This window comes from Virgibacillus litoralis, from assembly GCF_017873675.1.
Classification (GTDB): domain Bacteria; phylum Bacillota; class Bacilli; order Bacillales; family Amphibacillaceae; genus Lentibacillus; species Lentibacillus litoralis.
Genome location: NZ_JAGGKK010000003.1, coordinates 46,997 through 70,452, shown reverse-complemented (window position 1 = coordinate 70,452; position 23,456 = coordinate 46,997). Strand labels below are relative to the sequence as shown.

21 protein-coding genes and 1 tRNA gene are annotated in these 23,456 nt (G+C 38.8%); 15 read left to right on the top strand and 7 right to left on the bottom strand.

From position 1 onward, the window contains the following. Window positions 1-31: 31 nt before the first annotated feature. The 3 genes from J2Z82_RS04100 to J2Z82_RS04090 all read right to left on the bottom strand — a co-directional run bounded on the left by J2Z82_RS04100 (window position 32) and on the right by J2Z82_RS04090 (window position 4,137). On the bottom strand, window positions 32-1,699 hold the full coding sequence (locus tag J2Z82_RS04100) for an ABC transporter substrate-binding protein (RefSeq protein ID WP_209479519.1): 1,668 nt from the start codon (window positions 1,697-1,699) through the stop codon (window positions 32-34). A 459-nt stretch (window positions 1,700-2,158) separates the two neighbouring features. Next, complete coding sequence (locus tag J2Z82_RS04095) at window positions 2,159-3,142, bottom strand: ABC transporter ATP-binding protein (RefSeq protein WP_209479518.1); 984 nt, start codon at window positions 3,140-3,142, stop codon at window positions 2,159-2,161. Next, entirely contained in the window at window positions 3,139-4,137 is a 999-nt protein-coding gene (locus tag J2Z82_RS04090) for an ABC transporter ATP-binding protein (protein ID WP_209479517.1), read from the bottom strand. Before J2Z82_RS04090 ends, J2Z82_RS04095 begins: the two co-directional genes overlap by 4 nt. Before the next feature lie 220 nt (window positions 4,138-4,357). Here J2Z82_RS04090 and J2Z82_RS04085 point away from each other — a divergent pair. From J2Z82_RS04085 to J2Z82_RS04075, 3 genes are all read left to right on the top strand, one after another. Further along, a tRNA-Arg gene (locus J2Z82_RS04085) sits at window positions 4,358-4,431 on the top strand. Window positions 4,432-4,734: 303 nt separating this feature from the next. After that, a complete protein-coding gene (locus tag J2Z82_RS04080; RefSeq protein ID WP_209479516.1) occupies window positions 4,735-5,010 on the top strand; it encodes an atypical membrane-integrating protein (Mistic protein) in 276 nt (91 codons plus the stop codon). A 114-nt stretch (window positions 5,011-5,124) separates the two neighbouring features. Continuing rightward, a complete protein-coding gene (locus J2Z82_RS04075; protein WP_209479515.1) occupies window positions 5,125-6,618 on the top strand; it encodes a BCCT family transporter in 1,494 nt (497 codons plus the stop codon). A 134-nt stretch (window positions 6,619-6,752) separates the two neighbouring features. Here J2Z82_RS04075 and J2Z82_RS04070 read toward each other — a convergent pair whose 3' ends face one another. Next, entirely contained in the window at window positions 6,753-7,673 is a 921-nt protein-coding gene (locus J2Z82_RS04070; RefSeq protein ID WP_245251092.1) for a prenyltransferase, read from the bottom strand. Between the two features lie 15 nt (window positions 7,674-7,688). After that, a complete protein-coding gene (locus tag J2Z82_RS04065) occupies window positions 7,689-8,186 on the bottom strand; it encodes a hypothetical protein (protein WP_209479514.1) in 498 nt (165 codons plus the stop codon). 383 nt (window positions 8,187-8,569) lie between these two features. On the opposite strand from J2Z82_RS04065, the gene rpoN reads away from it, so the two are divergent. From rpoN to J2Z82_RS04010, 11 genes are all read left to right on the top strand, one after another. Further along, window positions 8,570-9,841: an RNA polymerase factor sigma-54 gene (rpoN, locus tag J2Z82_RS04060; RefSeq protein ID WP_245251091.1), complete on the top strand. Its 1,272-nt coding sequence runs from the start codon at window positions 8,570-8,572 to the stop codon at window positions 9,839-9,841. A 16-nt stretch (window positions 9,842-9,857) separates the two neighbouring features. After that, a complete protein-coding gene (locus tag J2Z82_RS04055) occupies window positions 9,858-10,100 on the top strand; it encodes a glutaredoxin family protein (protein WP_209479512.1) in 243 nt (80 codons plus the stop codon). A 124-nt stretch (window positions 10,101-10,224) separates the two neighbouring features. After that, window positions 10,225-11,253, top strand: a complete 1,029-nt coding sequence (locus tag J2Z82_RS04050) for a sugar-binding transcriptional regulator (protein WP_209479511.1) — start codon at window positions 10,225-10,227, stop codon at window positions 11,251-11,253. 39 nt (window positions 11,254-11,292) lie between these two features. Further along, entirely contained in the window at window positions 11,293-12,303 is a 1,011-nt protein-coding gene (gene gap, locus J2Z82_RS04045) for a type I glyceraldehyde-3-phosphate dehydrogenase (protein ID WP_209479510.1), read from the top strand. 120 nt (window positions 12,304-12,423) lie between these two features. Further along, window positions 12,424-13,605: a phosphoglycerate kinase gene (locus J2Z82_RS04040; protein WP_209479509.1), complete on the top strand. Its 1,182-nt coding sequence runs from the start codon at window positions 12,424-12,426 to the stop codon at window positions 13,603-13,605. A 26-nt stretch (window positions 13,606-13,631) separates the two neighbouring features. Further along, on the top strand, window positions 13,632-14,390 hold the full coding sequence (gene tpiA / locus J2Z82_RS04035) for a triose-phosphate isomerase (RefSeq protein WP_209479508.1): 759 nt from the start codon (window positions 13,632-13,634) through the stop codon (window positions 14,388-14,390). Then, entirely contained in the window at window positions 14,387-15,925 is a 1,539-nt protein-coding gene (gene gpmI / locus J2Z82_RS04030; protein WP_209479507.1) for a 2,3-bisphosphoglycerate-independent phosphoglycerate mutase, read from the top strand. The genes tpiA and gpmI overlap by 4 nt, the downstream gene beginning before the upstream one ends. 342 nt (window positions 15,926-16,267) lie before the next feature. Beyond that, window positions 16,268-17,554 (top strand): phosphopyruvate hydratase, encoded by a 1,287-nt coding sequence (eno, locus tag J2Z82_RS04025; RefSeq protein WP_209479506.1) that lies wholly within the window; start codon window positions 16,268-16,270, stop codon window positions 17,552-17,554. Window positions 17,555-18,084: 530 nt separating this feature from the next. Next, on the top strand, window positions 18,085-19,044 hold the full coding sequence (locus J2Z82_RS04020) for a nucleoside hydrolase (RefSeq protein ID WP_209479505.1): 960 nt from the start codon (window positions 18,085-18,087) through the stop codon (window positions 19,042-19,044). A 9-nt stretch (window positions 19,045-19,053) separates the two neighbouring features. Continuing rightward, window positions 19,054-19,641 (top strand): nitroreductase family protein, encoded by a 588-nt coding sequence (locus J2Z82_RS04015; RefSeq protein WP_342453598.1) that lies wholly within the window; start codon window positions 19,054-19,056, stop codon window positions 19,639-19,641. Beyond that, window positions 19,638-20,048 (top strand): hypothetical protein, encoded by a 411-nt coding sequence (locus tag J2Z82_RS04010; protein WP_209479504.1) that lies wholly within the window; start codon window positions 19,638-19,640, stop codon window positions 20,046-20,048. Before J2Z82_RS04015 ends, J2Z82_RS04010 begins: the two co-directional genes overlap by 4 nt. Window positions 20,049-20,193: 145 nt before the next feature. Here the strand turns inward: J2Z82_RS04010 and ptsP are convergent, their stop codons facing one another. Together ptsP and J2Z82_RS04000 are read right to left on the bottom strand one after the other, a co-directional pair. Next, entirely contained in the window at window positions 20,194-21,900 is a 1,707-nt protein-coding gene (ptsP, locus tag J2Z82_RS04005) for a phosphoenolpyruvate--protein phosphotransferase (RefSeq protein WP_209479503.1), read from the bottom strand. Window positions 21,901-22,026: 126 nt separating this feature from the next. After that, a complete protein-coding gene (locus J2Z82_RS04000; protein WP_209479502.1) occupies window positions 22,027-22,938 on the bottom strand; it encodes an alpha/beta hydrolase in 912 nt (303 codons plus the stop codon). Window positions 22,939-23,093: 155 nt separating this feature from the next. Between J2Z82_RS04000 and secG the strand changes: the two genes are divergently transcribed. Then, window positions 23,094-23,327 carry a preprotein translocase subunit SecG gene (secG, locus tag J2Z82_RS03995; protein ID WP_209479501.1) on the top strand — a complete coding sequence of 78 codons (234 nt, stop codon included), beginning with the start codon at window positions 23,094-23,096 and terminating at the stop codon, window positions 23,325-23,327. Window positions 23,328-23,456: the final 129 nt, after the last annotated feature.

Sequence of the window (23,456 nt, the reverse complement as noted above, 5' to 3'; positions counted from 1 at the left end):
CTTCTAACTACATTGAGTGAATCATAGTAGTCTATTGTTTTATATCTAGTAAATTAAATGGTTCACTGCCTGTTGGATGTGGAACGTAGTCAGTAACATTTTGACTAGCCGCAAGTGGCGGTGTCGTATGTGCAATCGGGAACCATGGTGCATCTTCATGAATTAGCTCTTGTGCTTCCATATAAAGCTCAGTACGTACTTCCTGATCCATCTCGGTTTGTGCTTCTTTTAATAGGTCATGAACTTCATCATTTTTATAAAATGCAATGTTCCCTGCAGATCCAACTTTTGCATTATCTTTATCTAAAAGAACATACATGAAGTTGTCAGGGTCACCATTATCACCAGTCCAGCCAAGGAATGCCATATCATGCTCGGCATTTTCGGTAGCTGTCAAGTGTGTATCCCAGTCACTTTCAGTAATTTTCACGTTTACATTTATATCTTTAAGCATTTGCTGAATAGCTTGTGCAGTTACTTTTGGCTGAGGCATATATGGTCTCGGGTTTGCCATCGTATAAAGTGAGATATCAAAGCCATCTGCATAGCCCGCTTCAGCTAGTAATGCTTTTGCTTTCTCAACATCGTATCCATAATCTTCTACTTCATCATTATATCCCCATAGAGAAGGCGGGATAGGGTTTTTAGCTGGTTTGCCAATACCTTCGTACAATGTTAAAAGCTCTTCTTTATCTATTGCTAAATTAATAGCCTGACGAACTAGCTTTTCTGACATTGGACCTTCCTTACTAGTGTTCATAGCCATATAACTAATATTCATAGAAGGTCTGCGGATGATTTGTAAATTTGAGTCATCTTCAGTAGTTCCAATATCCTGTGGATTTAACCCAGTCATCAAATCAATAGAGCCTGCCTGCAATTCCAGAAAACGTGCACCATTATCTGGTATTGTACGGAAAATGACTTTATCTACATTAGCAGTTTCACCAAAGTAGTCTTCATTTTTTGTTACAGTAATACTGTCATCTGGAACCCATTCCTCAAATACGAAAGGTCCAGTTCCAACAGGGTTTTTAAAATAATCCTCTCCATGCTCTTCAACAGCAGCAGGGCTTGCGATCCCAAATGGAGGCATTGCTAGTGTTTGAAGGAATGGTGCATTTGGCTCTGATAAAGTGAATGTCACTTCATAGTCACCAGTTGCTTCAACACTTTCAATAATTCCACCAAGATCTTCCTCTGATGCACCGAACATGTAACCATAGTAAATAAATTCACCAGACGTTGCCCAACGTTCGAAGTTGAATACAACATCTTCTGCTGTAAAGTCGTTTCCATCATGGAACTTAACATCTTCACGGAGTTTGAATGTCCAAACTGTGCCATCTTCACTTGTATTCCAGTCTTCAGCAAGTGCTGGTTTCACTTCGGTATTTTCTTCTTTATATCTTACAAGTGTGTCATAAATCTGATTGGTAACATAAATGGACTCACCATCAGTAACTTTTGACGGATCTAATTGAATCGAGTCAGCACCACGACCAAATACGAGTGTTTTATCACCAGTATCCTCGGTAGCCTGATCTTCGGATGAATCATCTGAAGAATCGGTAGAGTCATCTTCTGACTGATTATCATCAGAAGAGCCTGTGCCAGCATCTTCTGTACAAGCTCCTAAAAAGAATACTACTGCAAAAAGTAAAGTAAACAACAATAATAAATTACGCTTCTTCAACATAAGGTCCCCCTTTAATTAATTTTGATAAAAAATACAAATCTAGTGGTTTTTTAATTCTTTAGAGAATAAATCAATTTCTTAATTCGAAGCAGTAAATCCAAACTATTTGTAAATGTGCTAGGCCTGTTGATTTCCACTGCAGGCGGACGCTTTCCGCGGGCATGGCTTGAGCCTCCTCGTGCTAACGCACTGTGGGGTCTCAAGGCTCATGCTATTCCCGCAGGAGTCGCCGCCTTCCGTTCCAATCAACGATCGTAGTACTTTGAATTAACGAGCATAAAACACTAGTTCGCAAAATCGCTCGGATAAATGATGAATATAACTATTTATGAAATTGACTCGAATAAGAAACTATTGTTCCAAAGAATAAAACAATTACCGAAGCAGCCACGTCCAGCTCCATTGCCCAGCAAGGTCGATACACCTGCGATGCGCGGGCGCAAAACGGGCATTTCCGCTTTAGGTTTCAACCACCTCCTTAACGAAGTGACAAGATGCCATTTGTCCATCTGAAGAAACTTTTTTAAGCTTTGGTACCTGGGTGCGGCAAATTTCTTCTGCATAAGGACATCGTGTATGAAATTTACAGCCTTGTGGTGGATTTGCAGGTGAAGGCAGATCACCCGATAATATAATGCGCTGCTTTTCCTGATTTGGATTTACTTCGGGAACTGCCGATAATAATGCTTGTGTATAAGGATGCTTCGGATTTTGATAAACCTCAGCAACTTCACCTATTTCAACGAGTTCACCTAAATACATAACTGCTACCCGATCACTGATATGGTGGACAACACTGAGGTCATGTGCAATGAAAATATATGTAAGGTTGAATTCATCCTGCAGATCTTCCATTAAATTAATGACCTGTGCTTGAATGGATACGTCAAGTGCTGAAACGGGTTCATCGCAAATGACAAGTTCAGGCTCAAGCGCCAGTGATCTTGCAATACCAATTCGTTGGCGTTGTCCCCCACTGAATTCGTGTGGATAACGGGACTTGTGATAAGAACTTAAACCAACAACATCCAGCAGTCGTTTTAATTTCTTCTGCCTCTCTTCTTTAGGTATATTAAAAATTTTCATAGGCTCTGTAATCGTTTGTTCAATTGTCTTACGGGGATTCAAGGATGCATATGGATCCTGAAAAATAATTTGCATGTCCTTCCGCAATTTACGAAGCTTTTCTCCACGAAAAGATGTAATGTTTTCTCCTTTAAAAAATATTTCGCCCTCAGTTGGTTCCAGAAGTTTAAGCATAACCCTGCCTGCGGTGGATTTACCGCATCCGCTTTCCCCGACTAAACCTAGTGTTTCGCCCGCTTCGATTGAAAAGGAAACTCCATCAACCGCTTTTAATACAGGCTTTTCTCTTGAGAAAAAGTTTTCGTTCTTTAATGGAAAGTGTTTTTTTATATTTTTTACTTCTAATAATGTACTCATGTTGTAACCGCCTTTTTGGAATCCTCGTATAATAAGCAACGTACGAAATGGTCATCATCAACTTCTCTTATGTCGGGATCGTTAGTGAGACAGCTATCCATTACGTGTTTGCATCTTGGTGCAAAACTGCACCCCTTTGGAAGAGATCTCAAATCAGGTGGAACACCATCAATTGCTTCAAGCTTTTGTTTGTCGTGAGTAATTTTAGGAATTGAATTCATGAGACCCAGTGTATATGGGTGCTTGCCCTTTTCGAATAAATGTTTTGTTTCTGAGAATTCGGCTGGTTTGCCGGCGTACATTACCATAACACGGTCGCAAACTTCAGAAACAACACCTAAGTCATGCGTAATCATGACAATCGCCATATTAAGTTCTTTTTGCATTCGTTTAAATAACTCAAGTATTTGGGCTTGAATCGTCACATCTAGCGCTGTTGTTGGTTCGTCAGCAATTAGGAGAGAAGGGTTACACGATAATGCAATTGCAATCATTACGCGCTGGCGCATTCCTCCACTAAATTCATGTGGATAGTTTTTCAGTCGATTTTCTGGGTCAGGGATACCAACCAAATTGAGCAATTCCAGTGCACGTTCTTTTGCTTGTTTTTTCGACATATTTTCGTGTGCTAAAATAGTTTCCAGCAATTGCTTCTCAACAGTAAATACAGGGTTTAGTGATGTCATTGGATCCTGGAACACCATAGCAATCTCTGGGCCACGAATTTTACGCATCTGCTTTTGTGATTTGTTAAGCAGATTTTCGCCTTTAAAATTTATTTCACCCTCAACAATTTTTCCGGGTGGGGAAGGGATCAAGCCAAGTATAGACATTGCTGTAATACTTTTACCTGAACCTGATTCTCCTACAATACCAAGTGTTTCACCAGGGTTGACTTTAAAATCAATACCATCTACTGCTTTTACAACCCCTGCTTTGGTAAAAAAATGAGTATGTAAATTTTTCACTTCGAGGAGTGGAGCATCCTGAGTCATATGTAGCCTCCTTTGTTGTGTTATATTTTGTAATAGTTTGACTGTTTTGAATTAACTTTCAGTATACAACGAAAACAGACATTTTGGGGTTTTTCTCTTTTTTCTCAAAAATAATAATATTTAAAATACATATTCTAAAAGGATAGATTATATGAAAAGACTTGTTTCTAAGGGGATGTGGAGTTATAATATCGTATGTGTCAAAAATACTTTTTAATATGCGCCCATAGCTCAGTAGGATAGAGCTTTGGTTTCCGGTACCAAGTGTCGGGGGTTCGAATCCCTCTGGGCGCACTTAAAGAACAAAAGCAAGGCTTACAGTTAATGTAGCCCTTGCTTTTTTTTAGTTATTTTCTTACAGCCTAGATCTAACTAACCTTAAAAATGGCGGAAAACTGAATTAAAGTGGATGAGTACTGAATAATGTGCATCGGAGACTGATAAAACAGTATTGGAAACTGAATAACTACATAATTATCGAAGGAAGACTGAATAATTGGCCGAGAAGACTGAATAAATCCGGTCGGACATATGTACTAAGCTAACTTCTAATATTGTAATACTTTTTGGATATTCTAAGTAATGGGTGATACATATATGAAGGCAAATGGAAAAGACTACCAAAAATATAGCGACGCCATCGACCAGATTCAACAGGGGAACGATGCTATGATTGATTTATTTAATGAAATGGAAGATGATACTGAACTGATAGGTTTTGACCAAAATGTCGTGGACCAGATTGAAAAAGCAAAGATTAAATTTGGTGATGATGCAGTCAATGAAAAAATCAATACGGTTGTACGGGAAATGCTCTCTTGGCTTGATCTTGAAGGCGTTAACTCAAAAGATGAAGAAAGTGATGGCTCATAATATGTTAAAAATATAATCCAATAACAACCCTCAGTCTGAATATCACTATAAAAATCAGAGATACTAACACTAGTGTTTACATGGTGTTTAAGGGAAAGCAGAAAGGGGATTGAAATGAAACAGGTAACTACCGTTTTTTGGATTACATTGGCCATAACATTAGGTATGTCTTTTTTGGGAGTAATGGCTCCTGAAGGGTTTGAAAATATCTCGAAAACAATAATGAATTATATATCTGTTAGTTTTGGCTGGTATTATTTATTAATTGTAACGTTGTTTGTGTTATTTTGTTTATATTTAATTTTCAGCCCTTATGGCAAGATCAGACTTGGAAAACCGGGCGAAAAGCCGGAATTCAGTTATCCCACGTGGCTTGCTATGCTTTTTAGTGCTGGTATGGGGATAGGTCTTGTATTCTATGGTGTAGCATCGCCTGTTTCACATTATATTAATACCCCTCCCACAGCGGAGCCTGGTACTAGAGAAGCGCTTGAGGATTCGCTGCGAGTTACATTTTTTCACTATGGTATCCATGCGTGGGCGATCTATGCTGTAATTGCTTTAGTGTTAGCCTATTTTACATTTCGTCACGGAAAGCCAGGTTTAATAAGTGCAACACTTGAACCTATTTTTGGGGATAAAATGGAAGGCGGCTGGGGAAAGTTAATTGATGTTATTGCCGTCTTTGCCACAATAGTTGGTGTAGCTACAACTCTTGGCTTTGGTGCGACGCAGATAAATGGAGGGTTAACTTATCTCCTTGGTATTGAGAGTTCGTTTTGGGTTCAGCTTGTTATTATCCTCATTGTAACTGTATTGTTCATGCTATCTACGTATACAGGTCTTAGCAAAGGTATCAAGTATTTAAGTAATGCTAATATGACGTTAGCAGGGATATTATTGATTGGTACATTAATACTGGGACCAACACTGTACATTTTTAATTCATTTACGGATACAATTGGCGCATATCTTCAACAACTGCCTACTGAGAGTTTTCGCATCGCTCCCCATGATGATGAGGAGAGACAGTGGGTTTTGGACTGGACTGTTTTCTTTTGGGCATGGTGGATAGCGTGGGCACCGTTCGTTGGAATCTTTATTGCCCGTGTATCGAAAGGACGATCAATCCGGGAATTCCTGGCGGGTGTTCTCCTTGTACCTTCCGTTGTCAGTTTCCTTTGGTTTTCAACATTTGGCATAACAGGCATTGATGAACAGAATAAAGGGGCAGATATTGCTGGGCTTCCTGATGAGCAGGCCTTGTTTGGAATGTTTGGAGAAATTCCATTTGGTATAGTCTTATCGATAATTGCCTTAATGCTAATTGGAACTTTCTTTATTACATCAGCGGATTCAGCTACATTTGTATTAGGTATGCAAACAACAAATGGTTCTTTATCTCCTCCAACAACAGTTAAGTTTGTATGGGGATTTGCCCAATCAACAATAGCAGCTGTGCTCTTATATACGGGAGGATTGCAAGCTTTGCAAAATGCTTTGATTTCAGCAGCATTTCCGTTCTCAATAATCATGCTGCTTATGATTTTCTCTTTTTATAAAGCATTGTTAAAGGATAAAAAAAGTGGTCCGGATAAAATAAAGTAATGAAATGCAGACAAGGGATATATACTCCCTTGTCTTTTTTTAGGCTGATTTCTAAAAGGTTAATGTTCGTGCGACAACACATGCAACTCGCGCGCCTCCCCGTGCTGTAATGTGGAATCTCATCATATATTTCTTCAGCTAATCAAAAAACCGATCCAAACCCCGCATGAAAATAGCAGGCCGAATGCCCAATGGTGCCATGCTGCCCATTTCATGCCTTTAATCTCTTCAGAACGTTTAGCACCACGCCGCAAAGACCACCGTAATCGAAAGGCAAGCGGCAATGCCAGTAAGACAGCGAGGGCCTGCCAAGCGATAACGTTGTATAAAACTAGACCAACTACTGTTAAATAAGCAATTGAGAGGAGTGTAACGAGTATATTGATAGCTCTGGCACGTCCTAATATTGCCGGAAGCGTTTTTCGGAAGGTGCTGTCTTTTTCCATATCCCGAATATTATTTGTTAATATCATCGAGGCGATAAGCATGGCAAAAGGCAAAGAAATTGCAGCTATCTGAATATCAACCGTATGTCCTTGAACACTGTAGCCAAGAATTGTTATAACGGGACCAAGAAAAATAAATGCTACTGTTTCACCTAATCCAATCGAACATAATGGACGTGGACCAGCTGAATAGAGAAATCCAAAAGAGATCCCTAAAATTCCTGCTAGTATGACCCAAAAACTGCTCATAAAAGCAAGCCATGCTCCAATTATGATGGTTATACCAAGCATTGATCCTGCTGCATAAGGCACCACTGCATGTGACGGACCGTGGGCATCAGCATGATTAAGTGTCCATTTGTCCTGGTCCTGCCCATTCCGGAAATCATAATAATCATTGAAAAGATTTGTTGCTGCTTGTATTAGCAGTGCTGCGAATAACAGGGCAAAAAACACATCAAACTGAATAGGTCCTTGTGTCGCAGCTACCCCTGTTCCAACTAGCACAGGAGTTAATGTGCCAGTGAGTGTCATTGGTCTTACGAGTTGGAACCAGGAAGAACGGTAATAATATTTATCAGATCTAAAATCCATTGCAATTTGTGTCATGTGTACCACTCCTTCTTATAATAAGACCATACAAATAATAAGCGCAATAAAGCCGCTAATCTCCACCGATTCTAGAAGTATTGTTTTACTTAGAGCTTTTGAAAGAGGCTTTTTATCACCTGAATCCGCATTTTCCCATAGCGAAATATTTGAAAATACCTTAATGGATTGCCTATACCCAATAAAAACACCCCATAGTAAAGTGATAAGTGCGATCAGCAGTGCTGTTAGCCAAATGTTTCCGTATGATGTATGCCATATGTCATCTAAAATCTTAATCGGTCCACCAATCGTCCCAAGTACTATTCCTGTCAAAATAACACCAACGCCTGCTGCTGTTAGGAGTCTGTGTGACCATTGCATAAGTGCCAGAAAGAATTTTCTTTGCTGAGCAAATGCCAGTTTTCTGACTGATGGAAAAACGCCCCAGCCAATGAACATAACCCCGCCAATCCAATTTACTGCTAGAAATATATGAATTCCTAATATGATTTGCCGGACTTCCCATGGCATAACTATCACCCGCCCTGCTTTAATTGCTTTTTTACCTGCTTATATTGTAATCTTCCAACCCGTGTAATAATGTGATATATGTCACTAAATTGAATGAAATGGTGAATACTTTTAAAACATTTCACTAAAACGTCTATAATGGAAAAATGTAAAAGTCTAATGCATAGATGTGTGGCCTTGAGGGTATGGCGGAAATTGGTTTTAATATGAAAAGTTCTGATCAACTGAAATCATCTATTTCAATAGAACTGGAGTTTTTTCCAAATTGGCAGATAAGAAAGTATAAATCCTTTCTTACTGCATAAGTGCAGCTAAGGCATTCGCAATTAAAGGCTTGGCGAATGCCAAGTTTTCGAATAAAATGGAAGTAGACTGGAGGGATTATGGTGCAGCAAAAACTAAAGCAAGAACAGACACTACAATTAAAAATGAACCAATCCCTACTGCAATCAATCCATTTACTGCAATTTACTGGAATTGAAATAGTTGAATATATTAAGGAAATTTCCAAAGAAAATCCATTGATAGAAGAAGTGAACTATGATTATGAAATAACAAATTATAAAAATTCGAATGCGGACCAGCCTTCAATTGGAGAGATAAATCAGGCAACATTATCCATGTACGCGCAATTGAAAAACCAGCTGTACATGCTGAATGTACCGAATGACCTGGAACCAGTTGTTTCGTTTGGGATTGATTCGCTGAATGATGATGGCTATTTGGATATTGAATTGGATATATGGGCCGAAAATTGCAATACAACAATAGAGAAGGTTGAACAGGCTTTAGCATTAATACAATCACTTGAACCTGCTGGAATTGGAGCTAGAACATTGCAGGAATGTATTCAGTTACAGATGGACGATTCCTATCCATATATTGGAGAATTGTTGCAGGAACATTTGGATTGGGTAGCTGAAGAGAATATTTCTGCTATAAGCGTTCAATATAATTTAACTGAGGATAAAGCTGGTGTTATGTTAGAAGAGATAAAATCCTGCCACCCAAAGCCTGGTAAACTTCTTTCACAAACCAGCACGGAATATATTATTCCAGAAGCAAACATATATGAAGAAGATGGCAAATGGAAGATTTCTTTTTATAAATGGAATTCACCCGCGATTGAAATAAATGAATCCTATGCTAATCTTATGGCAAACGAAAAAGAAGCGGAGGACTATCTGAAAGATAAATTAAAGCAAGTCGACTGGCTCAAGCATGCAATTTCATTTAGGTCAAATACATTAGAGAAAGTAATCCGAAATATTGTAAACAAGCAGCAGATGTATTTTGAACATGGTTCTTTTATGCTGCAGTCATTAACTTTAAAGGATATTGCCACAGATTTAAGACTTCATATTTCAACTGTTAGCCGTGCGATATCCAATAAATATGTTCAGACAAAACATGGTGTCATTCCGCTGAAATTTTTCCTGCAGTCAGGGGTGAAGCAAGCGAACGGACAGCAGACGTCATCGTTTGTCATTAAGCAGTTAATTTTTGAACTGCTTAAACATGAAAACAAGCAGAAGCCATTATCCGATCAGATGATTAAAAATCGTCTATACGAAGAGTTCAGTATATCGATTGCACGAAGAACAGTGATGAAGTATCGTGAACAGCTAGGGATAGCTGCATCAACGAAAAGATAGTAATGGGGGATAATGCATGCAAAACGTTATTTTTTATACAAAAGAAAATTGTTCAATTTGTGATGATGCACGATCTTTACTTGATTTGTTAAAATATGATTATACTTTTCAAGTGGAAGAACGGGATATTTACTCAAAAGATGAATGGCTCGAGAAATATCAATTGATGATTCCAGTTGTTAAAATAAAAAGTACTACACTTGATTGCGAGCAAATCAGTTATGAGGCGTTGGAAAAAGCATTAAAAGAAGCAAATTGATTGAATAAAAATATGTGTATGGTAAAATAATAAGTGGAGTAAAATCATCCACATATTTTTTTTGCCTGAGGTGGGACGTAAAATCGCCAGGCGGGACTAATTTCGTCCACAGAGGAGCATTTTCATGCGAGATTTAATTGATATACAGAAAAAATTATATCCTGATCTCCTGGAAATTATGCAGCAGCGTTATGTTGTTTTGCAGAATATTGAGCTCCTGCAGCCGATTGGGAGACGTGGTTTGGCTGAAAACACAAACCTAACCGAACGTAATGTGCGTGGCGAAATCGATTTTCTTCATGAGCAAAGTTTAATTGATATCACTTCAAAAGGAATGCAAATTACAAAAGAGGGAAAATTAGTAATTAAGCAATTGTCCGATTTCATGCAAGAAGCAATGGGTTTAAGTGTTTTGGAAAGGCAATTGAAGGATAAATTACAAGTAAATAATATTATAGTTGTTCCTGGTAATAGCGATGACTATGATTGGGTAAAACAAGAGATGGGTAAAGCTTGTGCTTCCTTTTTAAAGGAAAGAGTGAAATCTCCAAAAACAATTGCAGTTACTGGTGGAACAACAATGGCTGCAGTTGCCAGCATGATGGTTCCTTTTGATAATGCAGCAAGTAGTTTATTTGTTCCAGCAAGAGGTGGTATTGGTGAGAAAGAAGAAAACCAGGCCAATACGATTGTTGCCAAGATGGCAAGGGAGGCGAAAGGTGATTATCGGTTACTTTACGTTCCTGATCCATTAAGTGAAACATCGTATCAGAATATCATCAAGGAACCTTCGATTAATGAAACACTTCAGCTGATTAAGGGTTCCAGTGTTGTTTTACATGGAATAGGCGATGCGTTAACAATGGCTGAACGAAGAAAGACACCAGAGGAAGTTACGCAGCAATTAAAGGAGAAGAAAGCGGTAAGTGAAGCATTTGGTTATTATTTTGATAAGTTCGGTGATGTAGTCCACAAGGTAAGGACTATTGGTATACAGCTGGATGATTTATCGACAGTAAATCAAGTGATCACAATAGCTGGAGGACATTCGAAGGCAAACGCAATTGCTTCTTATTTTAAAAAAGGTAAAAGTGACCTGCTTATAACAGATGAAGCAGCTGCTGAACAGATTTTAAGAGATGAGTCTCTTTAAATATAGAAAAAAATATAAAAATCTTAGGAGGAATTATACATGACAGTAAAAATGGGAATTAACGGATTTGGACGGATTGGACGTAATGTTTTTCGTCAGGCACTTAAGAATGATGAGGTAGAGGTTGTTGCAGTAAATGACTTAACAGATGCTGATATGCTTGCACATTTATTAAAGTATGACTCAGTGCACGGCAAACTGGATCAGGAAGTATCAGTAAACGGCTCCAATATTGTTGTTGGCGGAAAAGAAATTAAAGTGCTATCTGAAAGAGATCCTGCTGATTTAGGCTGGGGAGATCTTGGAGTAGAAATTGTCATTGAATCTACTGGACGTTTTACTCAACGTGATGATGCCAAAAAACATATTGATGCAGGCGCGAAGAAAGTAATCATTTCAGCACCAGCAAAACAAGAGGATTTAACAATGGTAATGGGTGTTAATGAACAGGATTATAATCCTAGCGAGCATCACATTGTATCCAATGCATCTTGTACTACAAACTGTATTGCACCACTAGCAAAAGTATTACAGGAAAAATTCGGATTGAAACGTGGTCTAATGACAACTGTTCACTCCTATACGAATGACCAGCAAATTCTTGACTTGCCACACAAGGATTATCGTCGTGCACGTGCTGCAGCGCAAAATATTATACCAACATCAACAGGAGCAGCAAAAGTAGTTGGAAAAGTATTACCTGAATTAGATGGTAAATTGAATGGCATGGCAGTACGCGTTCCTACTCCAGATGGTTCATTAGTTGACTTGGTAGCAGAACTGGATAAGAACGTTACAGAAGAAGAAGTAAATAAAGCATTCCAGGAAGCAGCAGCTGATGGAGACTTGAAAGATGTACTGGAGTATAGTGATGAAGCACTCGTTTCATCCGATATTGTTGGCAATCCACATTCATCTATCTTTGATAGCTTATCAACTATGACACTTGAAGATAACATGGTTAAGGTCATTTCATGGTATGACAATGAAATGGGATATTCAGCACGTTGTGTGGACATGGCAGTATTTATCCAAAAGCAAGGACTATAAAATATATTTAAAGGGGAGAGGGCAATCCTCTTCCTTTTCTTGTATAATAGTTAGTGGTTAATAGCAGTAATTTTGGGGAATTTAATAAGATACATAAGTTTAAAAGCAGGAGGTATAGCCATGAACAAAAAAACGCTTCATGATCTTGAAGTAGAAGGCAAGCGAGTGTTTTGCCGCGTAGACTTCAACGTGCCAATGAAAAATGGTGAAGTTACGGATGATACAAGAATCAAGGCCGCATTACCAACGATTAATTATCTATCGGAAAAAGGTGCAGTTGTTATTTTGGCGAGCCACCTTGGCCGTCCAAAAGGAGAAGTTAATGAGGAATTGCGTTTGGACCCTGTAGCGGAACGTCTAAGTGATCTCATTGGCAAAGATGTCGTGAAAACTGACTCCGTATACGGGAAAGAAGTTCATGAAGCTATTTCACAGATTAGTGATGGGGATATTTTACTAATTGAAAATGTTCGTTTTGAAGCTGGTGAGGAAAAGAATGATCAGGAACTAGCAGAAGCATTTGCTGAGATGGCTGACTTGTATGTAAATGATGCATTTGGAGCAGCACATCGCGCACATGCTTCAACAACAGGTGTTGCTGAAAAGTTACCAGCTGCAGCCGGCTTCTTAATGGAAAAAGAGATTGAAGTACTCGGTAAAGCACTCGAAAATCCTGAACGTCCGTTCACAGCAATTATCGGTGGTGCTAAAGTAAAAGATAAAATAAATGTTATTGACCATTTATTGGATAAAGTAGATAACCTTATTATTGGTGGCGGACTTGCATATACTTTTATTAAAGCACAGGGTCATGAAATCGGTAAGTCGTTGCTGGAAGAAGATAAAATTGATTTGGCAAAAGAATTCATGCAAAAGGCAGAGGATAAAGGTGTGAACTTTGTTTTGCCAAAAGATGCTGTCGTAGCCGATGATTTTTCAGAAACAGCTAACACGAAAGTTGTAAATATAGACGAAATCCCTGCAGATTGGGAAGCATTAGATATTGGACCAACAACACGTGAAACTTATGAACAAATTGTTGCTGACTCAAAACTAGTAATATGGAATGGGCCAATGGGTGTTTTTGAATACAATGCATTTGCCGGTGGAACCAAGGCAGTTGCCGAGGCATTAGCAAAAACAGAAGGTTATACTGTTATTGGCGGCGGAGACTCCGCTGCAGCTGTTGAAAAGTTTGGTTTTGCTAAAGATATGGACCACGTTTCAACAGGTGGAGGAGCTTCCCTTGAATTTATGGAAGGTAAAGAGTTGCCAGGAGTACAAGCCTTAGATGATAAATAACAAAATTTGAAGTTAGAGGTGAGAGGATGCGCAATAAAGTAATCGCTGGAAATTGGAAAATGAATAAAATTTTAGCAGAAGCAAACCAGTTCACTGATGATGTGGTAAAAAAGGTGCCAAGTAATGATAATGTTGAATCCATTATCTGTGCACCATTTCCCTTTTTAACATCTTTAGTTGAGAAAACAAAAGGAACAAAAGTCAAAATCGGTGCGCAGAATATGCATTATGAAGAAAAGGGTGCATTTACCGGTGAGGTAAGCCCGGTTATGCTGAAAGATCTTGGTGTGACTCATGTTGTTATTGGCCACTCGGAGCGTCGGGAACATTTTGCTGAAACCGATGAAACGGTCAATAAGAAAGCCCATGCAGCTTTTAAACATGGTCTTACACCGATTGTTTGTGTTGGTGAAACACTTGAACAACGCGAAGCAAACGAAACGATGGACCATATTGAAAAACAGATTCGTAAAGGACTTGAGGGACTGTCAGATGAGCAGGTTGCTTCAACGATTGTTGCCTATGAACCTATTTGGGCGATTGGTACAGGAAAAACTGCCTCAAGTGAGGACGCGAATGAAGTTTGTACGCACATTCGTAATGTAATCAAGGAAGCGACATCAGAAGATACTGCTGAAAAAGTTGTTATTCAATACGGTGGAAGTGTCAAACCTGCCAATATTGATGAATTGTTAACGCAGTCTGATATTGATGGCGCACTAGTTGGAGGAGCCAGCCTTGAAGCAGAATCATTTTTAGCGCTTGTGGAGGCCGGTACAAAATGAATCAGGGAAATTTAGCTGCAATCATCATCTTAGACGGATTTGGTATCCGTGATGAAAAGATGGGTAATGCAGTCAGACAAGCAAACACACCTAATTTTGACCGTTACTGGGAAAAATTTGCTCATAATCAATTACAAGCAAGTGGTGAAGCTGTAGGCCTTCCTGAAGGTCAGATGGGTAATTCCGAAGTGGGCCACCTTAACATAGGTGCTGGACGAATCGTTTACCAAAGTTTAACCCGTGTGAATTTATCGATCAAAGAAGGAGATTTTTTTGAAAAAGAAGCATTCCTTAAATCGATGCATCATGCAAAGGAAAAAGGTAAATCATTACACATCTTTGGGCTGTTATCAGACGGTGGTGTGCACAGCCATATTAACCATCTTTTTGCAATGTTAAAGTTAGCTCGAGATAATGGGCTGGAAGATGTTTATGTTCATGCATTTCTGGATGGTCGTGATGTAGGTCCGCAGACAGCTAAAACTTACATTAAACAGACAGAAGAAAAAATGAAAGAATATGGTGTCGGAAAAATTGCTACTATTTCTGGACGTTACTATTCCATGGATCGCGACAAACGGTGGGAACGTGTTAAAAAAGCTTACGATGCTATGGTCTATGGTGAAGGTCCTAAATATCAGAGCCCATATACAGTGATTGACGATTCCTATGAAAATGGAATACATGATGAGTTTGTTATTCCATCAGTTATTACTGATGATTATGATAAACCTGTTGGAAAAGTTCAGGATGAGGATTCAATTATCTTTTATAATTTCCGTCCTGATCGTGCAATTCAAATTTCTCGTACATTTGCTAATGAAGATTTTCGAGATTTTGACCGTGGAGAAAACGTTCCAAAAAATCTGGACTTCGTAATGCTTACGAACTTCAGTGAATCAGTTGATGGTTATGTTGCATATAAGCCTGTCAATTTAGATAATACTGTTGGTGAGGTACTAGCACAAAACGATATGAAGCAGCTTCGAATCGCCGAAACGGAAAAATACCCGCATGTCACCTTTTTTATGAGTGGCGGACGTGAGAATGAATTTCCGGGTGAAAAACGTGTCCTTATCGATTCTCCAAAAGTGGCAACGTATGACTTGAAGCCTGAAATGAGTGTTTATGAGGTCACTGATAAATTGCTGGAAGAACTTGATTCCAAACAGCATAATGCAGTTTTATTGAACTTTGCTAATCCGGATATGGTTGGGCACTCTGGCATGCTTGAGCCAACGATTAAAGCAATAGAAGCAGTCGATGAGTGTTTAGGTAAAGTAGTCGATAAAATATTAGAGTTAGGCGGTAATGCTATTATCACAGCGGATCATGGAAATTCAGATGAAGTTACAACCTTGGAAGGTGATCCAATGACTGCTCACACGACAAATCCTGTTCCTGTTATTGTTACACAGGAAGATGCAGAACTTCGTGATGGTGGTATCTTAGCCGACTTATCACCAACATTGCTGGACTTGTTAAATGTTGAAAAACCAAAAGAAATGACTGGCGAATCACTAATTAAAAGGTAAGTGCTTTTTCTAATGCTAGTAACCATTAAATCAATTTTAAAATTCAAAAATAAAGCAGTAAACCTAAACTATTTGTTAATGTGTTAGGCTTGTTGATCTCCACTGCAGGCGGACGCTTTCCGCGGGCATGGCTTGAGCCTCCTCGTGCTATCGCACTGCGGGGTCTCAAGGCTCATGCTATTCCCGCAGGAGTCGCCGCCTTCCGTTCCAATCAACGATAGTAGTACTTTGAATTAACAAATTGTAATACATTAGTTTGTAAAATTGTTCGGATAATGATGCTAATAAGTATTTAAGAAATTGATTCATTAATAAAACTATAAAACTAAAGGAGCGATTTTTATGCCATATATAACAGATGTTTATGGACGAGAAGTGTTAGATTCCCGCGGTAACCCTACAGTTGAGGTGGAAATCTTTACAGAATCAGGTGCATTTGGTGCTGCATTAGTACCAAGTGGCGCATCTACTGGTGAATATGAAGCAGTAGAGCTCCGTGATGGTGACAGTGAACGGTATTTAGGCAAAGGTGTTCAAAAGGCTGTTCAAAACGTAAATGATATCATCGGTCCTGAATTAATTGGTGTTGATGTAACTCGTCAAAATATCATTGACCAAATTATGCTTGAGCTTGATGGTACAGAAAACAAAGGTAATCTTGGTGCCAACGCAATTTTGGGCGTATCGATGGCGGTTGCACATGCTGCATCAAGTTATCTTGAAATCCCACTTTATAATTACTTAGGTGGATTTAATGCAAAAACACTTCCAACACCAATGATGAACATTCTGAACGGCGGAGAGCATGCTGATAATAATGTAGACATTCAGGAATTTATGATTATGCCTGTAGCTGCAGCAACATTTCAGGAAGCACTTCGTACCGGTGCAGAAATTTTCCATTCACTGAAAAAAGTATTAAAATCAAAAGGCTACAACACCGGTGTTGGCGATGAAGGAGGATTTGCACCAAACCTTAAGTCAAACGAAGAAGCATTACAAACGATTGTTGAAGCTATTGAAGCTGCCGGTTATAAATCAGGAGAAGAAGTTCAACTGGCAATGGACGTAGCTGCTTCTGAAATTTACAGTGATGGCAAATACAATCTCAAAGGTGAAGGTGTTGTGCGAACTTCAGCAGAGATGGTTGATTGGTATGAAGATATGGTAAATAAATATCCAATTATCTCAATTGAAGATGGCTTAGACGAGAATGATTGGGAAGGCCATAAATTATTAACCGATCGAATTGGAGATCGCGTACAGCTTGTTGGTGACGATTTATTCGTTACAAATACAAGTAAGCTTTCCCAAGGTATCGAACAAGGTGTTGGCAACTCCATCTTAGTTAAGGTTAACCAAATAGGCACATTGACTGAAACCTTTGAAGCAATAGAAATGGCCAAACGTGCAGGATATACTGCCATTATTTCACATCGCTCTGGTGAAACAGAAGATGCGACAATTGCTGATATAGCAGTAGCATCAAACGCTGGACAAATTAAAACTGGCGCACCATCACGTACAGATCGTGTAGCAAAATACAACCAGCTGTTGAGAATTGAAGATGAACTAGCTGGCATGGGCGAATATGCTGGGCTGAGTGCGTTTTATAATTTAAATAAGTAAATGACTGTATGGAGGCGGAGTAATTCCGTCTCTTTTTTTTGGCAGTTAAGAAAGAATAAATCCTTTCTTACTGCATAAGTGCAACTAAGGCAATTCGCCCAAAGGCTTGGCGAATGCCAAGTTTTCTAAGCAGTTAAGAAGTATAAATCCTTTCCTACTGCATAAGTGCAACTAAGGCTTATCTTATTAAGGCTTGGCGATAAACCAATTTTCTAAGTTATTTAATCGGAGACGGACAAGTTTAACCGGGAATAAAAAACTTCAACAAATTAGATAATCTATGCCACCTTTCTACTACAATAATCGATTGTAATAGTGAAAAGGTGGCATCTTTTAGCTAAGAAAGTTTAAAATAAGTGCATCTAAGGCAATTGCCATTAAGGCCTGCACAAGGGGTTCTAAAAAAATACGCTTTCATAAGAACCCCTTTAACGGATGCCGAGTTTTCTAATAAAAAATTTCTGAACATAGGACAAAGCCCTACTAGAATAAGGTTAATTAACAGATATTTACAAAAAGGAGGGATATGGTTGGCACAAAAAGTTCTAGTCTTTGGTGATATTGGAATTGATGATACGGTAGGACTTATCTACTCTTATTTTAATGATGAGATTGATGTGGTGGGTGTTGTCGCTGACTATGGAAATATCTCGAGGGAGAAGGCCATAGCGAACGTACACTACATTAGAAATCTCTATAATATTGCTGAAGAGATAGAAGTATTTGGCGGAGCAGAGATCCCAATGACTGGAGAGACTCCGGTATATTTCCCAGAAATTCATGGGGAGTATGGACTTGGACCAATTATCCCGCCTGAAGTTGAGGATGGGGAAATCATTGAAAACTTTTTTGGGATTATCGATATTATTGAGAAATATCAGGGTGAGTTACTTATTGTTAACACTGGGAGACTAACTTCGCTTGCTACTATGTTTATTTTGTACTCGGAACGAATGCTTAATGTGAAAGGTTTTTATATAATGGGTGGGGCATTCTGGGTTCCTGGGAATGTAACAGCTGTTTCAGAAGCAAATTTTCATGGTGATCCTATCGCAGCCCAAATTGTGTTAAAATGTGCCCATAACTTAACAATCATACCTTTAAATGTAACATCCGAAGCAATTGCTACTCCACGTATGGTTGATTACATTGACAGGGTTGGTGATACCAAGATAATTAAATCTTTATTAGATTATTATTATAGTTTTTATAAAAAACGAAATCCAACTATTCAAGGAAGCCCACTGCATGATGTACTTACTTTAATGGCAACTATTCATGAAGATATGCTAGGATATCGTAAACTACCAGTGCAGATAGTACAGGGGCAGAACGGAGTAGCAAGAGGACAGAGCATCGCAGATATTCGACCATATGCAAATAACGAAGAAACGGAAATGAAGAAATTACACCGCATTGCTTTTGAACTGGATTATAAAATATTTTATACAAATTTTATGACAGTAATGACGGGGCAGCGGTTTGAATAATTTTGTGAGGTGAACCCCATCGATATTTTACAGGCAATCAAGCAACGCAGATCTATTCATAATTACAAAGAAGAAGAAGTTGATGAAGGTATTCTAAAAGAGATCTTCACATATGCTTCCTATGCCCCTACACATTATATGAAAGAGCCGTGGAATATTAAACTATATCAGAAAAACGGTAAACAAGCTTTTGTAGATGCTATTATTTCAAGTTATCAACGAATTGGAATGCTTAAGACAGATGATGATCCAAAGACTAAGAAAATGATTTTCTCCATGCGGGACTTTCTGCTGGCAATTCCACACCATGCGTTGATTTATTTCGAAAAAGAAGAAGATCCTGTACGTTATGAAGAAGAATATGCAGCAGTATGTGCGTTTATTCAGAATGCACAATTAGCGGCGTGGGAGTACGGTGTTGGTATGCTTTGGACTATCACTCCATACATGCATGATGATGGATTTGTAGATGATATTGGATTGGATAGTAAAAGAATGAAAGTTGCTGCTGTTATGCAGATTGGATATCCGGAGCGTATTCCTAGGGATAGAGGACGCAATCGGATTGAGGATAAACTTGAGATAATTTCGGAGTGAGATCAACAGAAGAGTGTGGACATCGACAGAAGGGCGTGGAACATCAACAGAAGAACGGGGAACATCGACAGAAGAGCGGGAACATCGACAGAAGAGCGGGGAACATCGACAGAAGAGCGGGGAACATCGACAGAAGAGCGGGGAACATCGACAGAAGAGCGGGGAACATCAATAGAAGAGCTGGAACATCAATAGAAGAGCTGGAACATCAACAGAAGAGCTGGAACATCAACAGAAGAGCTGGAACATCAACAGAAGAACGGGAACATCAACAGAAGAGCTGGATACATCAACAGAAGAGCTGGAACATCAACAGAAGAGCTGGAACATCGACAGAAGAGCGAGAACATCGACAGAAGAGCGTGGAACATCAACAGAAGAGCTGGAACATCAACAGAAGGGCGTGAACATCAACAGAAGAGCTGGAACATCAACAGAAGAGCGTGGAACATCAACAGAAGAGCATGGAACATCGACAGAAAAGGTGTAGCATCTAGATATATCAACACATATAAAATCCTCGCTTGGCTATCAAGCGAGGATTGGTGAGATTTATTCTGTTTTCTCCTTAACAAATTCCACAACTTCTTCAGCTGTTCCCATTGATAAAATCTTATCCTTGTAGGAAGCTAACTTTTCTATTGATAGGTCGTGAATTTGTGTGCGGGCTTGCAGGATTGATGTTGCACTCATGCTGAATTCATCTAAGCCAAGTCCCAGCAAGATTGGAATTGCGATTGGGTCTCCTGCCATTTCACCGCACATGCCAACCCATTTGTTTTCATTATGCGCGGCATCGATTACGGTGCTTACCAGATTTAGAATTGCAGGATGATATGGCTGGTATAAATATGAAACACGTTCATTCATTCTGTCAGCAGCCATTGTGTACTGAATTAAATCATTTGTACCAATGCTGAAGAAGTCTACTTCTTTGGCAAATTGTTTTGCAATTACAGCAGTGGATGGAATTTCAACCATAATTCCTACTTCAATTTGATCCGATACGCTAATTCCTTCTTTTTTCAGATCTTCTTTTTCATCTAGAAGAATTGCCTTAGCCTGGTGGAATTCTTCCAGTGTTGCAATCATGGGGAACATAATTTTCAAATTACCGTGTACGCTTGCACGTAATAAGGCGCGTAATTGTGTGCGGAATACATCTTCATTTTCCAGACAGAAGCGAATGGCACGAAAGCCTAAGAATGGGTTTAATTCTTTTGGCAGGTCAAGATAACTTAGCTCCTTATCGCCACCGATGTCCAGTGTACGAACAACGACTGGTTTGTCATCCATTTGTTCCAGCACAGATTTGTATGCGTCATATTGTTCTTCCTCGGTAGGAAGCTGGTTTTTACCCATGTATAAAAATTCTGTACGATAGAGGCCGATTCCTTCGCCGCCATTGTCAATAACGCTAGATACGTCTTCAGGTGTTCCAATATTGGCAGCAAGTTCAACCTGCTCACCATCCGAGGTTTTTGTAGGTTCATTCTTCATTTTAGCCCATTCTTCTTTTTGTCTTGCAAAAGTTTCCTGCTTTTCTTTGTATGTTGCGAGCTCATCATCAGAAGGATTGATAATAACATTTCCTTCAATCCCGTCTACTATCATCATGTCATTCTTCTTTACAGTACTTGTGATTTCCTTTGTCCCAACTACAGCTGGAATTTCAAGGGAACGCGCCATGATAGCTGAATGTGATGTGCGTCCGCCAACATCTGTAACAAAGCCTTTTACAAATTCCCGGTTCAATTGTGCTGTGTCAGAAGGTGTCAGGTCATTTGCGATTACAATAACCTCTTCATCGATTAATGCGGGATCGGGGAATGTTACCTCAAGCAAATGAGCTTTTACCCGTTTTGTAACATCTTGAATATCGGCTGCGCGCTCACGCATATACTCATTATCCATATTTTTAAACATGTCGATGAACATATTGGCTGTTTCATCTAATGCCACTTCAGCCATTACATTATCCGAATTAATTTTTTCCTTAATAGGATTAATAAGCTCTGGATCACTTAATACAAGTAAATGTGCTGAGAAAATTTCTGCGTGCTCATCGCCAATTTCCTTTTTAGTATGTGCTTTGATTTTCTCTAATTCCTGTTTGGATATTTCCAATGCTTTATCCAGCCGTTCAACTTCTTTGTTCGGATCTTGAATCGGTTTCGCTTCATAACTTAAATCTGGTGTAACTAGCTGATATGCTTTAGCAATTGCTATACCATTTGATGCTGCTATCCCTTGAATCATAATTTATTAAACCAACCCTTCATTAAAAAATTCATTTATCCACTCTACATTTTATACCCTTTAGTCTTCTCAATTCAAGCATTGTCAGTCGGCGCCACAAAGGTTTCACAATGAAAACGCTTCACTCTAAAATTGTTGCATAATCCATCGATAAACAGCCTGATACACCTCGTCCCGATTGATTTCGTTTAATAATTCATGTCTTCCATCCTCATACAGCATTGTTATAACGTTTTCTAGACCTGTTTCATTGTACAAGTTTGCCGTTTTCCAGACACCTTTTGCATAATCCCCAACTGGGTCCTCTATCCCGCTTAACAACAGCATTGGCAGGTCACTTCGAATGTGCTTATTTAATTCTTGATTATGGATGGTTGTAATGCCGTCCATTAAATCGTAAAAAAATCCTGCAGTTGGAATAAATCCACAGTACGGATCATCGATGAATGCTTGAACAATTTCTTCATCACGTGTCAGCCAATCGATGTTAGTCCGTTTTTGTTTGATCCGCTTGTTATAAGAAAAGAATGCCAGTGTATTCATCATGTTTGATTTTTCTTTTGCTGGCAGTGTCGAAGCTATTTGCATTGCTGCCTGGCTCGTCACCCTTGGATAGTAGCCTGTTCCAGATAAAATGACGCCGCTAATGAGTGAGCTGTTTTCCTGAATATAATTTCTGGCTAAAAAAGAACCCATGCTGTGTCCAAGTAAAATTAATGGTGTATCCGGGTATTCCTTCTTTATTACTGAAGTAATTTGTAATAGATCATTTGTCGTTTTATTAAATCCATCTTCATCAGCAAAATATCCAAATAACCCTTGTTTCTCTCCAGTTTTACCGTGTCCACGATGATCATTTCCATATACAAAGATGTCATTTTTAACTAAGAAATCAGCAAATTCATTATAACGATCAATGTGTTCTACCATGCCGTGTGCCAGTTGTAGGATAGCTTTTGGCTTTTTTGAATGATCAAACCATTTTTTAACATAAATATCTACATTATCCGGCATTTGTAACCAAAATGTATTTTCCACTATGTACCACCCAATCCTAAACTTATTATTATACATATGATAGAATGAAAATAGTTAAACGTCCAAAGTTTTGCAAAAAATCACTTGCTATCTCAGCGAAATTTATGCTAAAGTACATATAGGTAATTGTGCGTTACAGGAGGTGCCGTTGAAATATGGTAGAGTTCGTGAATATAGTATTAGTTATTGATGCAATTATTATGATTGTACTTGTTTTATTACAGTCAGGTAAAAGTGAAGGGCTGTCTGGAGCGATTTCAGGTGGCGCAGAGCAGCTTTTCGGTAAGCAAAAAGCCCGTGGTGCGGATCTGATTTTGCATCGTGGTACAGTGGTTACTGGAACGCTATTTTTCATTTTAGCATTCCTAAGTGCATATGTCCTTCAATAAATATAAACCCTTATCGCAAATGTTGTGATAAGGGTTTATTTATTTTAAAGTGTTGAATAATAGGGTATGGTAAATAGAGGAATTCAGCTTATAATAAATGAATGATTAAAACAGTACGCAAAATGCGCA